The sequence below is a fragment of the Streptomyces sp. NPDC127177 genome (assembly GCF_042672475.1).
GTDB lineage: Bacteria > Actinomycetota > Actinomycetes > Streptomycetales > Streptomycetaceae > Streptomyces.
The window spans coordinates 1-12,857 of sequence record NZ_JBHXUW010000106.1 but is presented as its reverse complement, the minus strand read 5'-3'; the positions used below and the strand labels follow the sequence as shown (position 1 = coordinate 12,857).

Below are 12,857 nucleotides of genomic sequence, written 5' to 3'. Positions count from 1 at the left end.
GAGGGGCGCGGGCGGTTCGCGCATACGGTCCGGGGCTCAGCCGAGGCCGCGGCTGTCCTGCTTGAGAGCGGTGTCCACGGTCAGGGCCGTCGCCACCACGAGGCTCAGCAGCGGCTCGGGCAGCTGGTAGTGGATCTGGAGGACGTAGTTGTCCGCCGTGGTGAACAGCGTCTTCGCCAGGCCTTCCCAGGTCTTGGTGATCCGGGCGATCTCGGCGTCGTTGTGGTCGACGATCGCGAAGTTCCAGGCGCGCCAGTTCTCCGCCTTGATCGCGCCGATCTGCTGCCCGTCGACCATGATCGCGAAGTTGATCTTGCCGATGGCGTTCTGCTGGACGATCTCACCGACCGGCTGCCCGTCGGGGCGCTGGACGATGACCTTGGACTTGATGAACTTCGCCGGCCGGGTCAGCAGCAGCTGCGGCTGACCGTACGCGTCACGGATCTCGAGCCGGTGGGTCATGTACTGGTCGATGCTGCTGAGGAACCGCACCACCTTGCGGAGCGCGCTCTGTCCGACCTCGACGACCGAGCCGATGGTGTTCCCGTGCTGGTCGAACACGCTGTACTCGTTCGTGACCTCGATCAGCTTGGCCTTCTGGTTCACCACCAGGACCTGCTGATTGAAGAGCGTGCCCGCACCCGGGCCGCCGCCCTGCTGCGGGTGGGCGCCCTGCTGGGGGTGCATGCCCTGCTGCGGGTGGGCGGCCTGCTGCGGCACCGCGGCCTGCTGTTGGGCGGCGGCCTGCTGCTGGTACTGCTGCTGCGGGGCCGCCTGCTGCTGGTACTGCTGCTGCGGGGCCTGCACCTGGGCAGGAGCCTGACCCTGGGCCGGAGCCTGCTGCTGCCCGCCTGCCGGGTTGGTGTGCTCGGTCCACCGGGAGCCGTCCCAGTAGCGCAGCAGCTGAGGTGCGCCGTGCGGATCCGGATACCAGCCCGCAGATACGTTCGAGTGCGTTGTCACCGGGGCACACTATCTCGCCACGCTGTCCGAACAACCCCCTACCGTCACATCCACAGCCTCCTGGATCGCGGCGCACTCATTGAAACTTCACACACCACGTACGATGTCCGGGATGAACAGGCCGAGTGAACGGACCGACCGGGTGCGCGGCGCCCGTGCCTCGGTGGTGCTCGGCTGGGTGTTCGTCCTCCTGGCCCTGGTGCCGTGCTGTTCGCTCGCCTCCGCCCGGTCGGCCGGGGCGCACCGCGACGATGCCTCGTTCGCCGCTCCCCGGGCCATCACCCCGGTACCGGCGGTCGCGGACCTGGTCGTGGTGGCCGATGCTCCGGGAGACCGCGGCATCGGGAGTTCCTGCCACGGCGCGACGGAGCACACGACACCGATCGTGCTGCCCGGCCAGCCCGCCCCGGCGGCGTCCCCCTCCGCCACCGCCGTTCTCCCGGCCGGTCTCCTCACCGGCGCCGCCGGAATCCGCGGCCCCTCCAACGACGCGGTCGGCGACGTCGACCGTCTGCGCCTCCAGGTTCAACGGATCTAGGCAGCCCCGCTCCGGTTTCCCCCGGGGCGCATCCGCCTGCCCGTAAAGCGTCCGGCTCACCGGACCGGAACCGAACCCGAGGACACGTCATGGCCACCGCCAAGAAGCAGCACACACCCGCCACCGCCCGCCGCGCCAAGCTGGAGGAGGCCCGCCGCAAGGAGCGGGCCCGCGAGCGCCGCAGCCGCCTGGTCACGATCACCGCGGCCGTGGTCGTCCTGGCCGGGCTGGTGGTGGGCGGCGGCTATCTGATGAACGCCGCCGACGAACAGGACGAGGCGGAGACGGCCGCCAAGTCCTCGCCCGTCAAGGGCGAGAAGAGCTGGGACAAGCTCTCGCAGAACCATGTCGACAAGAAGGTCGACTACCCGATGAACCCGCCGGTCGGCGGGGACCACAACCCGGTGTGGATGAACTGCGACGCCGACGTCTACACGGAGGCCATACCGAAGGAGAACGCCGTCCACTCGCTGGAGCACGGCGCCGTCTGGGTCACGTACAACAGCGAGGCGGAGCCCGCCGATGTGAAGAAGCTCGGCGAACGCGTCTCGGCCACCACGTACTCCCTGATGAGTCCCGTCGAGGACCAGGCCGCCCCGCTGATGCTCAGCGCCTGGGGAAAGCAGCTGACCGTGAAGAGCGCCACCGATGCCCGGGTGGCGCAGTTCTTCACGAAGTACGTCCAGGGCCCGCAGACCCCCGAGCCCGGCGCCGCCTGCACGGGCGGGGTCGCCAAGTGACGTCGTCCACGCGCGCGTCCCGTCCGCTGGTCCTGGCCGGCGGTGCGGTGCTGCTGCTGGCGCTGGCCCTGCTCGCGCTCATGTCGACGCACCCGTCCTCCTCGGCGCCGTCCGCCGCGGCCGCGGCGTCCGCCCCGGCCGAGAAGTCGGCGGACGTCGGGTTCGCGCGTGACATGTCGGTCCACCACCAGCAGGCGGTCGAGATGTCGTTCATCGTGCGGGACCGCACCACCGATGTGGCGGTGCGCCGGCTCGCGTTCGACATCATCAACACCCAGGCCAACCAGCGCGGCATGATGCTGGGCCGGCTGGAGACGTGGGGCCGCTCGAAGAGTTCACCCCGGCCTCCCATGGAGTGGATGGGCCATACCGTCACGCCGCGCGGTGACGGTGCCCTGATGCCCGGTATGGCGACCGACGCCGAACTCGACGCTCTGCGGGCGTCGAAGGGCGAGGACGCCGAGGTGCGGTTCCTGCGGCTGATGACCGCGCACCACCGCGCCGGGGCGGACATGGCGCAGGCCGCCGCCACGGCGGCCGGCACCGACGGGATCAGAAACCTGGCCTCGGGCATGGTCCTGGGCCAGAAGTCCGAGATCGCGCTCATGGCGGACATGCTCAAGGAGCGCGGGGCGAGGGCCTGACCGTCCGGGCTCCGGCCACACCCGCTGAGCAGGGCGTGGCCGGAGCCGGTGTGCCCGCATCCCGGCCGTACCGGCGTACGGGATCGCATAGGCTCGGCACCGATATGAAGAGCAACCTCACGCCGCTGGGGCCCAAGGCCGACAAGGACACCGTCCGGCGCAGCAACCTCAGCCTCGTGCTCCGGGCCGTCCGCGACGAGGGCGAGGGCGAGGCCACCCGGGCGGGCGTCGCCGCACGGGTCGGACTGACGCGGGCGGCCGTGTCCTCGCTCGTCGAGCAGCTGCTCGACAGCGGGTTCCTCACCGAGTCCGGCAAGACGTTCAGCGGGCAGGCGGGCCGGCCGGGCACCGCGCTCAAAATGGCCCGCACCGGACCCGCCGGGCTGGGCGTCGAGGTCAACATCGACTATGTGTCGGTCTGCGTCGTCGACCTGGCGGGCACCGGCCGGGTCCGGCTCACCGAACACCTCGACAACCGGGGCGCGCCGCCCGCCGAGGTGCTGGCGCGGGCGGCCACGATCGCCGCGCGCACCCTGGAGTCGGCGGGCGAGCAGCGGCTGTTCCCGGTCGGTGTCGCGTTGGCGCTGCCCGGACTCGTCTCGGGCGGCGCGGTGCGCCAGGCGCCGAACCTGGGCTGGAACCAGGTCCCGGCCCAGGAGCTGTTCGCCGCCTCGCTGGCCGCCGAGCGCCCCGGCCACGAGGCACTGACCGTGAGCTCGGAGAACGAGGCCAATCTGGCGGCCCTGGCCGAGCTGTGGTTCGGCGGGCTGGAGCGGATCCGGAGCTTCCTGTATCTGACGGGCGAGATCGGCGTCGGCGGTGCCCTGGTCATCAACGGCGAGCTGTTGCGCGGGGCACACGGGTTCGCCGGCGAGATCGGGCATGTGGTGGTGGACTCGGAGGGACCGGAGTGCCGGTGCGGTTCGCGCGGCTGTCTTGAGCAGTACGCGGGACAGGGGGCGCTGCTGCGGGCCGCCGGCATCGAGGAGGCGGGCAGCGGCATCGGCGTCGCCGAACTGGAGCGGCGCGCGCGGGCGGGTGACGAGCGGGCGGTGGCCGCGGTCGCCGGGGCGGGCCGGATGCTGGGGCGGGTGCTGTCCGGTGCGGTGAATCTGCTGGATCCCGACGCGGTGGTGCTCGGCGGGGTCTACCGCAATCTGATGCCGTGGCTGGCGCCACCCGTCGACCAGGAGCTGACGGACCGGGTCGTGTCGGGGCTGTGGTCCCCGGGCAGCGGCCGGCTGCGTGCCTCGTCCGTCGCGGGTGACGCGGCACGGGGCGCCGCGGCGCTGGTCATGACGGACGTGCTGGCCGACCCGGTGGCGTACGCGGGGCGGACCGCCACGACGCGCTGAACCGGGGTGAGGACGTGGGGACGTGAGGGGGGACGGACGCGCAACGCGTCCGTCCCCCCTCACGTCATGGCGTCACGCCGTGCGGCAGGGTCAGCGGGCCCCGAGCAGGTGGTCCATCGCCAGCTGGTCCAGGGCCTCGAACGCCATGCCGCGCTCCGCCGCGGCCGTCACGTCGAAGTCCTCGTAGGCCGAGCGGTCGGCGAGCAGCCCGGACACACCGTCGGCGGCGGTGGGCTGCGCCAGCTCGTCCAGCCGGGAAGCGCGCAGCGCCTCCTGCACGGCCGGGTCGGCGCGGAAGGTGGCGGCGCGCTCCTTGAGGATCAGGTAGTTGCGCATGCAGCCCGCGGCGGAGGCCCAGACGCCGTCGTAGTCCTCGGTCCGCGGCGGCTTGAAGTCGAAGTGGCGCGGGCCCTCGTAGCCGGCGGTCTCCAGGAGGTCGACGAGCCAGAAGGCCTGGCGCAGGTCGCCGGCGCCGAAGCGGAGGTCCTGGTCGTACTTGATGCCGGACTGGCCGTTGAGGTCGAGGTGGAAGAGCTTGCCGGCCCAGATCGCCTGTGCGATGCCGTGCGTGAAGTTCAGCCCGGCCATCTGCTCGTGGCCGACCTCCGGGTTCACGCCGTACAGCTCCGGGCGCTCGAGGCGCTCGATGAACGCCAGGGCGTGGCCCACCGTCGGCAGCAGGATGTCCCCGCGCGGCTCGTTCGGCTTGGGCTCGATCGCGAACCGCAGATCGTAGCCCTGCTCGGTGACGTACTCACCGAGCAGATCGAACGCCTCCTTCATCCGGTCCAGCGCCACCCGCACATCCTTGGCGCCGCCCGACTCCGCACCCTCACGACCGCCCCAGGCCACGAACGTCTTGGCGCCCAGCTCCGCCGCGAGATCGATGTTCCGGATCACCTTGCGCAGCGCGAACCGGCGCACATCACGGTCATTGGCCGTGAAGCCGCCGTCCTTGAACACCGGATGGGTGAACAGGTTCGTCGTCACCATCGGCACCTTGAGACCGGCCGTGTCCAGCGACTGGCGGAACCGCTTCACGATGCCTTCGCGCTCGGAGTCCGTCGAACCGAACGGGATCAGGTCGTCGTCGTGGAACGTCACACCGTACGCGCCGAGCTCCGCGAGGCGCTGCACGGAGTCGACGGGGTCGATCGCCTCCCGGGTCGCGTCGCCGAACGGGTCGCGTCCCTGCCAGCCCACCGTCCACAGGCCGAAGGTGAACCTGTCCTGCGGGGTGGGGGTGAAGCCTTCGGTCATGGTCCATCCGCCTTCGGTGCCATGGGTCCCAGCCGGTCGGGCGGCCGAACCTCTATTTGTTCACTGTCATGACTAATCATGCACGGACCATCCCCGTGACGTAACCCCCCTCGCCGGAAATCCGCCTCACCCCCTGTTCCGCGGGCGCCGGATCGCGTAATTTGTTTTTCCTTCGGTCAAATACCCGCAGGGCAGGCATCCAGAGCCCGGGAGCCCTGGGGCCAGAGAATGAGGTCAGCCATGCCGCCGCATACCGTCGTCATCGGTGTGGACAGCTCCACCCAGTCCACCAAAGCGGCGTTCGTCGACATCGCCACCGGCCGGCTGCTCGCGGTCGGCCGCGCCCCGCACGTCGTCACCGGCGAGGCGGGGGCCCGCGAGAGCGACCCCGAGGTGTGGTGGCAGGCGCTGCGTGACGCGGTCGCCGCCGGGCTGAAGGAGTCCGGTGTCCCCGTCGCCGCCGTCACCGGGATCGCGGTCGCCGGACAGCAGCACGGGCTGGTCGTCCTCGACGGCGCGGGCCGCCCGCTGCGCCCGGCACTCCTGTGGAACGACACCCGCTCGGCCCCGCAGGCCGCCGCCCTCACCGCGGCGCTGGGCGGGGCCGAGGCCTGGACCGCACGCACCGGCTCGGTGCCGGTGGCCGCGATGACGGCGTCGAAGTGGCAGTGGCTGCGCGAGAACGAACCGGAGACCGCAGCCGCCACCGCGGCGATCCGGCTGCCCCACGACTTCCTGACCGAGCGGCTGTCCGGCCGCGCCGTGACCGACCCGGGCGATGCGTCCGGCACCTGCTGGTACTCCACCGCAACCGGCGCCTACGACGCCGAACTGCTCGAACTCCTCGGCATCGAACCGGCGTTGCTGCCGGAGGTGGCTCCGAACGGCGCGGCCCGCATCGGGTCGCTGACCGCCGGGGCGGCCGAGGCGCTCGGCCTGCCCGCGGGGATCGCGGTCGCCGCGGGCACCGGTGACAACATGAGCGCGGCGGTCGGCCTCGGGCTCGGCGGCGCCGGGCTCCTCGACCACCCGGTCCTCAGCCTCGGCACCTCGGGCACGGTCTTCGCCGCCTCGCGGGCCAGGCCCTCCTCCCCCGCACTCTCCGGCTTCGCCGCGGCCGACGGTACCTACCTCCCGCTCGCCTGCACCCTCAACTGCACGCTGGCCGTGGACAAGGTCGCGGCCCTGCTCGGCCTGGACCGCGCCGATGCGGCACCCGGCGGCGAGGCCGTACTCCTGCCCTACCTGGACGGCGAACGCACCCCGGACCTGCCCACCTCGTCCGGCCTCCTGACCGGACTCAGGCACGACACCACACCGCAGCAACTCCTGGGCGCCGCCTACGAGGGCGCGGTCTTCACCGTGCTGCGCGCGCTCGACGAACTGCTGCGGGCCTGCGGGCTCGACCCGGCCGACCCCGAGGTGGCGGCCCGGCCGCTGCTGCTGATCGGCGGCGGAGCCCAGGGCCGCCAGTGGGTGGAGACCGTCCGGCGGCTGTCGGGGCGGCCGGTGACCGTGCCGGCGAGCGGCGAACTCGTCGCCGTGGGCGCGGCGGCACTCGCGGCATCGGCAGCCACGGGTACGGACGCGGTCGCCATCGCCACCGGCTGGGACACCGGCGAGGACCTGAGGCTGGAGGCGGTCGAACGGGACCTGACCACCTGGGCCCGGATCGGCTCGGTGCTGGACCGGGCATCGGGCCCCCTGCTGGGCGCGGACCGCCCGCAGGGCTGAGCGGCGCAGCCGGTAGCGCGGCCGGGGCTGACCTGCTGTCATATTCCGTGCCGCGTCCCGCACAAGAGGCCGGCGGCGGTCACGCACCGGTTTTGGATAGCGAACTGATGTTCACTACTATCCGGCGATGATCATAAGAAGAAGACTGACGGTCGGGGTGGGTATTCTGCTCGCCACCCTGACCGCCGGGCTCGGCTCGGCCCTCCCCGCCGCGGCCGATGAAACCCCCACCGAAGCGTCCCCCAAGGTCGAGCTGGTGCTCGACGTCAGTGGTTCCATGCGGACCCGTGACATCGACGGCCAGTCCCGGATGACCGCCGCGAAGCAGGCGTTCAACGAGGTGCTGGACTCGGTGCCCGAGCAGGTGCAGCTCGGCATCCGAACCCTGGGCGCCGACTACCCGGGCGACGACCGCAAGGTCGGCTGCAAGGACACCAAGCAGCTCTACCCGGTCGGCCCGCTCGACCGCACCGATGCCAAGACGGCGGTCGCGACGCTGGCACCCACCGGCTGGACCCCGATCGGGCCCGCCCTGCAGGGCGCCGCCGACGATCTGAAGGGCGGCGACTCCACCCGCCGGATCGTGCTGATCAGCGACGGCGAGGACACCTGCGGCCCGCTCGACCCGTGCGAGGTTGCCCGCGACATCGCCGCGAGCGGCATCCACCTGGTCATCGACACTCTCGGCCTGGTGCCGAACGAGAAGATCCGCAAGCAGCTGACCTGTATCGCCGAGGCCACCGGCGGCACCTACACCGCCGTCCAGCACACCGATGAACTCTCCGGTCGTGTCACGCAGTTGGTGGACCGGGCGGCCGAGCCCGTCGTCACCCCGGTGGCGACCGAGGGCGCGGCCGGCTGCACCGACGCGCCCAAGCTGAAGTCGGGTCTCTACACCGACCGCGAGAAGATCGGCGAGCACCGCTGGTACCGCGTGGACGTGCTGCCCGGCCAGGAGCTGCGCGCCTCGGTGAGCGTCTTCGCGGACCGCGCCGTCAACAACGACTACGGAACGCTGCTGCGAGCGGTGACCGTGCACGGCCGGGAGATCGTCAGAGGTTCCGAGTCCGGCACCGGGCGCACGGACGCCATCTCGTCCGGGCTGCGCTACCCGAAGCCCGAGCAGGACACGGACGACGGCGACGAACCGGCCGCGGAGACCGTCTGTCTCCAGGTCAGCAACTCCTTCTCGGCCCCGGCCTCGGTGAAGACCTCTCCCGGCATGCCGGTCGAGCTGACCGTCGATGTGGTGGACGGCCCCGACAACGCGGCCGACGTCGCCGCGTTCGGCCTCGGCCGCGGCTGGTGGCTGCTGGGTGTGCTCGTCCTGACCGGACTGGTCGCCGGCCTGCTGACCGGCTGGATCTCGCGCTGGCGCATCGCCGTATGGAGGACCAACCGATGATCCGTACGACACGTCTGCTCGCGGGTGCGCTGCTGACCGGCCTGGCCCTGCTGACCGGGGCGGGAGCCGCCGTCGCGGACGACCCGTCGGCCGACCCCGGCCCCAGCGCCTCCGGCGACGGCTCCGGCCCCACGGAGGCGGGCACCGCCTTCCGTACCGCGACCGCGATCAAGCAGGACCAGACCGCCACCGCAGGGGGCTCCGCGGGCGACTACCTGTACTGGGTGTTCCCGGCGGACGCGGGCCAGCGGCCCACCGTCAAGGCGAAGGTCACGCTGCCCGAGAACACCGCCCGGCACGGCGCGTCGACCTGGCAGGTCGATGTGTACGACGGGCTGCGCCGCCGCCAGGCCTGCATGTACGGCAAGCAGACCGGCAAGGCCGCGGCCGACGCCACCACGGTCGAGCTGACCTGTGTCCTGCGTACGGTCAGGGCCTGGTCCGAGCCGTGGGCCAACGACCCGCTGCCCGGCAGCTACTACGTCCGGCTCACGGTCGTCGATCTGCCCGCGGCGGACCTCGGTCTGCCGGTGCGGACCGAGGTCGAGGTCAACTCGGCCGACAAGGGCGGTGCCGGGGACGTCGACGGCTCGCTCTCCAAGCCGCTGGTGCCCGGGGTTTCCTCGGTCGAGCAGGCCGCCGACGGCTCGTCGGCCGCCCCGGTCCCGCTCGCCGGTGAGCCCGAGGACGGCTGGGCCTCCGGCTGGTGGACCGACCGCTGGCTCTGGACCGTGGGCGGCGGGGTGCTGGGCGCGCTCGCGGCGGTCTTCGGCTACTCGCTGACCCGCGGCAACGGCCGCCCCTCCCGGGTCCCGCCGGGCGTCTGACGACGTGCCGTCGGCCGGACCGGACACCCGGACCGGCCGACGGACCGTGCCCCACCGGGTTCAGTGGGTGTGATGCCCCATCACATGACGTAGCCCGCCGAGGAGATGGGCACGGAAGTCCGGGTCGGAGTAGGCCTCCCGGGCGTGTCCGAGGGCGGTGTAGAACACCCGGGCCCCGCCGTGCTCACGGGTCCAGACGAGCGGGTGGTCGGGCCCGGTGACGCCGCCCTCGTAGGAGGAATCGTCGACGGAGGCGAGCACCCTCACCCGGCCGCGCGGGCTGTCCCTGAAGTCGTACCACTCGTCGGTGAAGTCCCAGGTGGCGCCCAGATGGGCGGTGGCCGGGTGCTGACGGTCCTCGATGACGAGGGTGCCCGGCTGGAACGCGGGGTGCCGGTCGAACCGGGCGCCCAGCAGTTCGCCGTAGAACGGCCAGTCGTATTCGGTGCAGGCCGCCCCGTGCACCCCCATGAAGCCGCCGCCCGCCGCACAGTACGCCTGGAGTCCCGCGCGTCCGGCGGGTGTGAGGACATCCCCGCTGGTGGAGAGGAAGACCACCGCCGCGTACGCGTGCAGCCCGGCCTCGAACACCCCGGGCTCCTCCGTCGCGTCCACGGCGAAGCCGTGCTCCGCGCCGAGAGCCCGGAACGCGGCGACCCCGTCGGGGATCGAGTCGTGGCGGTACTCCGTGGTGCGGGTGAAGACGAGGACGCGGGCGGGGCTGCGAGCCGGCAACGGTTGCTCCAGGTGTGCTCGGGTGGAGTCCCCATGATGTTCCGGCGGCCGAGGAGCCCGCACCCCCTGTGCCCTTCGCTGATGAGTTCGCCCCTTCCGGGCTCGGGGTGACGGGACGACAGGCGCGCTTCGGCAGGAGGCGGGCCGTCCTGCCGGGCGGGGCCTCACCGACAGCCCCCGCGCCATCCGCTGCTACGGGAGGAACGGCATCGAAGCGGTCGGTGCCTTCACCGGACCGGACGGCGGGTCGTCGCTGGAGATGATCCTGCACCTGCCGCAGGTGCACGACGCCCCGGCCGCTCCTACTGCGGATTGAGTAGGCGGGATTGTCCGCAGCCGCATGACGCCGTCGGGGGGTCCGTCCGGTGAGCCTTGAGGAGTTCCCGAGATCAGATGCGGAGTTCCTCTTCCATGGCGACTTTCTTGTACCGACTGGGCCGGGCGGCCTTCGGGCGGCGCCGCTGCGTGGTCCTTCTCTGGCTGGCCGTGCTGGCGGCGATCGGCTTCACCGCCGTCAGCGCCCCCGCGGCCCCCGACGACTCCTCCTCCATGCCCGGGACCGAGTCCCAGCGGGCCTTCGACCTCATGGACGAGCGGTTCCCGGGCTCCGAGGCGGACGGGGCAGGCGCCCAGATCGTGTTCGTCGCCCCTGACGGCACGAAGGTCACCGCCCCCGACAACCGGCGGGCCATCGACGACGCCGTGGCCGAAATCAGCGCGGACACACAGGTCGCCGGTGCCGCCAACCCCTTCGACGCGCACGCCGTGAGCAAGGACGGCTCGACGGCGTACACGAGCGTCACCTACAAGGTGGCCGCCGACGATCTGTCGGACGCCGGCCGGCAGAAGCTGCGGGACGCCATGGACCGGGCCGAGGACGCGGGTCTGACGGTGGAGGCGCGCGGGACCGCCGTGTCGGCCTCCATCGGGGCAGGCGGTATCGGTGAGGCCGCGGGGGTCGTGGTCGCCGCACTGGTGCTGCTGATCACGTTCGGTTCGCTCGCCGCCGCCGGAGTTCCACTGCTCACCGCCGTACTCGGCGTCGGCATCACCCTGGCGTCGATCATGGCCCTGGGCAGCGCGCTCGGCCTGTCCTCGTCGACCGGCTCGCTGGCGAACATGCTCGGGCTCGCGGTCGGGATCGACTACGCGGTCTTCGTCGTCGCCCGCTACCGGGAGGAGCGCGCCAAGGGGCACGACGCCCAGGAAGCGGCCGGTCTGGCCGTCGGCACCGCCGGGTCAGCCGTCGTCTTCGCAGGTCTGACCGTGGTGATCGCGCTGGCCGGACTCTGCGTCGCCGGTGTCCCGTCCCTGACCAGCATGGGACTGGCCGCCGCCGGCGGTGTCCTCGTCGCCGTAATGATCGCGCTGACCCTGGTTCCCGCGCTGCTCGGCTTCTGGCCGAACGCGGTACTCGCCCGGCGGGAGCGCAGGGGCAGGAGGAAGGCCGGACCGGCGGGACGCCTCGGCGCCGGCTGGGCCCGGTTCGTACTGCGCAGGCCCCTGCCCGTCCTGATCCTTTCCGTTCTGGGGCTCGGAGTGCTCGCCGTACCGGCCATGGATCTGCAGCTGGGCATGCCCGGCGACGAGTCAAAGGCCACGTCGGCCACCGAGCGCCGCGCCTACGACGATCTGGCCGACGCGTTCGGGCCGGGCTTCAACGGTCCGCTGACCCTCGTGGTCGACGCCTCGCACGCCGCCGACCCGAAGAGCGCGGTCAACGGGATCTCCGGGAAGATCGCCGGGACCGAGGGCGTCGTCTCCGTCTCCCCCGCCCGGTTCAACCCGAGCGGCGACACCGCGGTCCTTTCCGTCACCCCTTCCACGTCACCGACCAGCGAGCAGACCAAGGAGCTCGTGGCCACCATCCGTGACGATCGCCCGGACATCGTGTCCGGCACCGACGCGACGTTCGAGGTCACCGGCAGCACCGCGGCCGACATCGACATGGCGCAGAAGATGAGCGACGCGCTCCTGCCCTATCTCGTCGTCGTCGTGGGGCTGGCCATCCTGCTCCTGACCGTGGTCTTCCGATCGGTGCTGGTGCCGGTCAAGGCCGCCGCCGGATTCCTGCTCTCCGTACTCGCCTCGCTCGGCGCCGTCGTCGCGGTCTTCCAGTGGGGCTGGGCCGCCGATCTGCTCGGCGTGCGGCAGACCGGGCCGATCATGAGCATGATGCCGATCTTCCTCGTGGGCATCGTCTTCGGTCTGGCCATGGACTACGAGGTCTTCCTCGTCTCGCGGATCCGGGAGGCGTACGTCCACGGGGAGCGGCCCGGTCAGGCGATCGTCAGCGGGTTCCGGCACAGTTCCCGGGTCGTGGTGGCGGCAGCGCTGATCATGACGTCGGTGTTCGCCGGGTTCGTCACCGCCGACGAATCCATGATCAAGACGATCGGCTTCGGCCTGGCCATCGCGGTCCTGTTCGACGCCGTCGTCGTCCGCATGGCCCTGGTCCCGGCCGTCCTCGCGCTGCTCGGTGACCGGGCCTGGTGGCTGCCGCGCCCGCTGGGCCGCCTGCTGCCCCGGGTCGACATCGAGGGCGAGGCGCTCACGCACCGTGCGGCCGTCCCGCCCGCCGAGGCCGAGGACCGCGCCCCGGCAGGCGTCTGACCGCCGGCCGCGTCGTGGGCAGGGGCCGCCCGTGTCATGTGAC

General features: G+C 72.0%; 11 protein-coding genes. 8 read left to right on the top strand and 3 right to left on the bottom strand.

Annotated elements, in window-relative coordinates; all coding sequences use genetic code 11:
* Positions 1 to 36 precede the first annotated feature (36 nt).
* Positions 37 to 963 (bottom strand): phospholipid scramblase-related protein, encoded by a 927-nt coding sequence (locus ACFVJX_RS35355; RefSeq protein WP_384136623.1) that lies wholly within the window; start codon positions 961 to 963, stop codon positions 37 to 39.
* A 112-nt stretch (positions 964 to 1,075) separates the two neighbouring features.
* Here ACFVJX_RS35355 and ACFVJX_RS35350 point away from each other — a divergent pair, with 112 nt between their 5' ends.
* The 4 genes from ACFVJX_RS35350 to ACFVJX_RS35335 all read left to right on the top strand — a co-directional run bounded on the left by ACFVJX_RS35350 (position 1,076) and on the right by ACFVJX_RS35335 (position 4,240).
* Entirely contained in the window at positions 1,076 to 1,501 is a 426-nt protein-coding gene (locus ACFVJX_RS35350; protein ID WP_384136621.1) for a hypothetical protein, read from the top strand.
* Between the two features lie 89 nt (positions 1,502 to 1,590).
* Positions 1,591 to 2,241, top strand: coding sequence for a DUF3105 domain-containing protein (locus tag ACFVJX_RS35345; protein ID WP_384136619.1), 651 nt, complete (start codon positions 1,591 to 1,593; stop codon positions 2,239 to 2,241).
* On the top strand, positions 2,238 to 2,885 hold the full coding sequence (locus ACFVJX_RS35340) for a DUF305 domain-containing protein (protein ID WP_384136617.1): 648 nt from the start codon (positions 2,238 to 2,240) through the stop codon (positions 2,883 to 2,885). The genes ACFVJX_RS35345 and ACFVJX_RS35340 overlap by 4 nt, the downstream gene beginning before the upstream one ends.
* A gap of 104 nt (positions 2,886 to 2,989) precedes the next feature.
* Positions 2,990 to 4,240 (top strand): ROK family protein, encoded by a 1,251-nt coding sequence (locus tag ACFVJX_RS35335; RefSeq protein WP_384136615.1) that lies wholly within the window; start codon positions 2,990 to 2,992, stop codon positions 4,238 to 4,240.
* A gap of 90 nt (positions 4,241 to 4,330) precedes the next feature.
* On the opposite strand, the gene xylA is transcribed toward ACFVJX_RS35335, so the two are convergent.
* Positions 4,331 to 5,500, bottom strand: coding sequence for a xylose isomerase (gene xylA, locus ACFVJX_RS35330; protein ID WP_384136613.1), 1,170 nt, complete (start codon positions 5,498 to 5,500; stop codon positions 4,331 to 4,333).
* A gap of 240 nt (positions 5,501 to 5,740) precedes the next feature.
* Between xylA and xylB the strand changes: the two genes are divergently transcribed.
* From xylB to ACFVJX_RS35315, 3 genes are all read left to right on the top strand, one after another.
* Positions 5,741 to 7,234 carry a xylulokinase gene (xylB, locus tag ACFVJX_RS35325; protein WP_384136611.1) on the top strand — a complete coding sequence of 498 codons (1,494 nt, stop codon included), beginning with the start codon at positions 5,741 to 5,743 and terminating at the stop codon, positions 7,232 to 7,234.
* 127 nt (positions 7,235 to 7,361) lie between these two features.
* Positions 7,362 to 8,639: a VWA domain-containing protein gene (locus ACFVJX_RS35320; protein ID WP_384136609.1), complete on the top strand. Its 1,278-nt coding sequence runs from the start codon at positions 7,362 to 7,364 to the stop codon at positions 8,637 to 8,639.
* Positions 8,636 to 9,466, top strand: a complete 831-nt coding sequence (locus ACFVJX_RS35315) for a hypothetical protein (RefSeq protein ID WP_384136607.1) — start codon at positions 8,636 to 8,638, stop codon at positions 9,464 to 9,466. Before ACFVJX_RS35320 ends, ACFVJX_RS35315 begins: the two co-directional genes overlap by 4 nt.
* Before the next feature lie 60 nt (positions 9,467 to 9,526).
* On the opposite strand, the gene ACFVJX_RS35310 is transcribed toward ACFVJX_RS35315, so the two are convergent.
* The gene (locus ACFVJX_RS35310) at positions 9,527 to 10,201 is read right to left on the bottom strand and encodes a ThuA domain-containing protein (protein ID WP_384136605.1); all 675 of its coding nucleotides are present in this window, start codon (positions 10,199 to 10,201) and stop codon (positions 9,527 to 9,529) included.
* Between the two features lie 411 nt (positions 10,202 to 10,612).
* Here ACFVJX_RS35310 and ACFVJX_RS35305 point away from each other — a divergent pair, with 411 nt between their 5' ends.
* On the top strand, positions 10,613 to 12,814 hold the full coding sequence (locus ACFVJX_RS35305) for an MMPL family transporter (RefSeq protein ID WP_384136603.1): 2,202 nt from the start codon (positions 10,613 to 10,615) through the stop codon (positions 12,812 to 12,814).
* Positions 12,815 to 12,857: the final 43 nt, after the last annotated feature.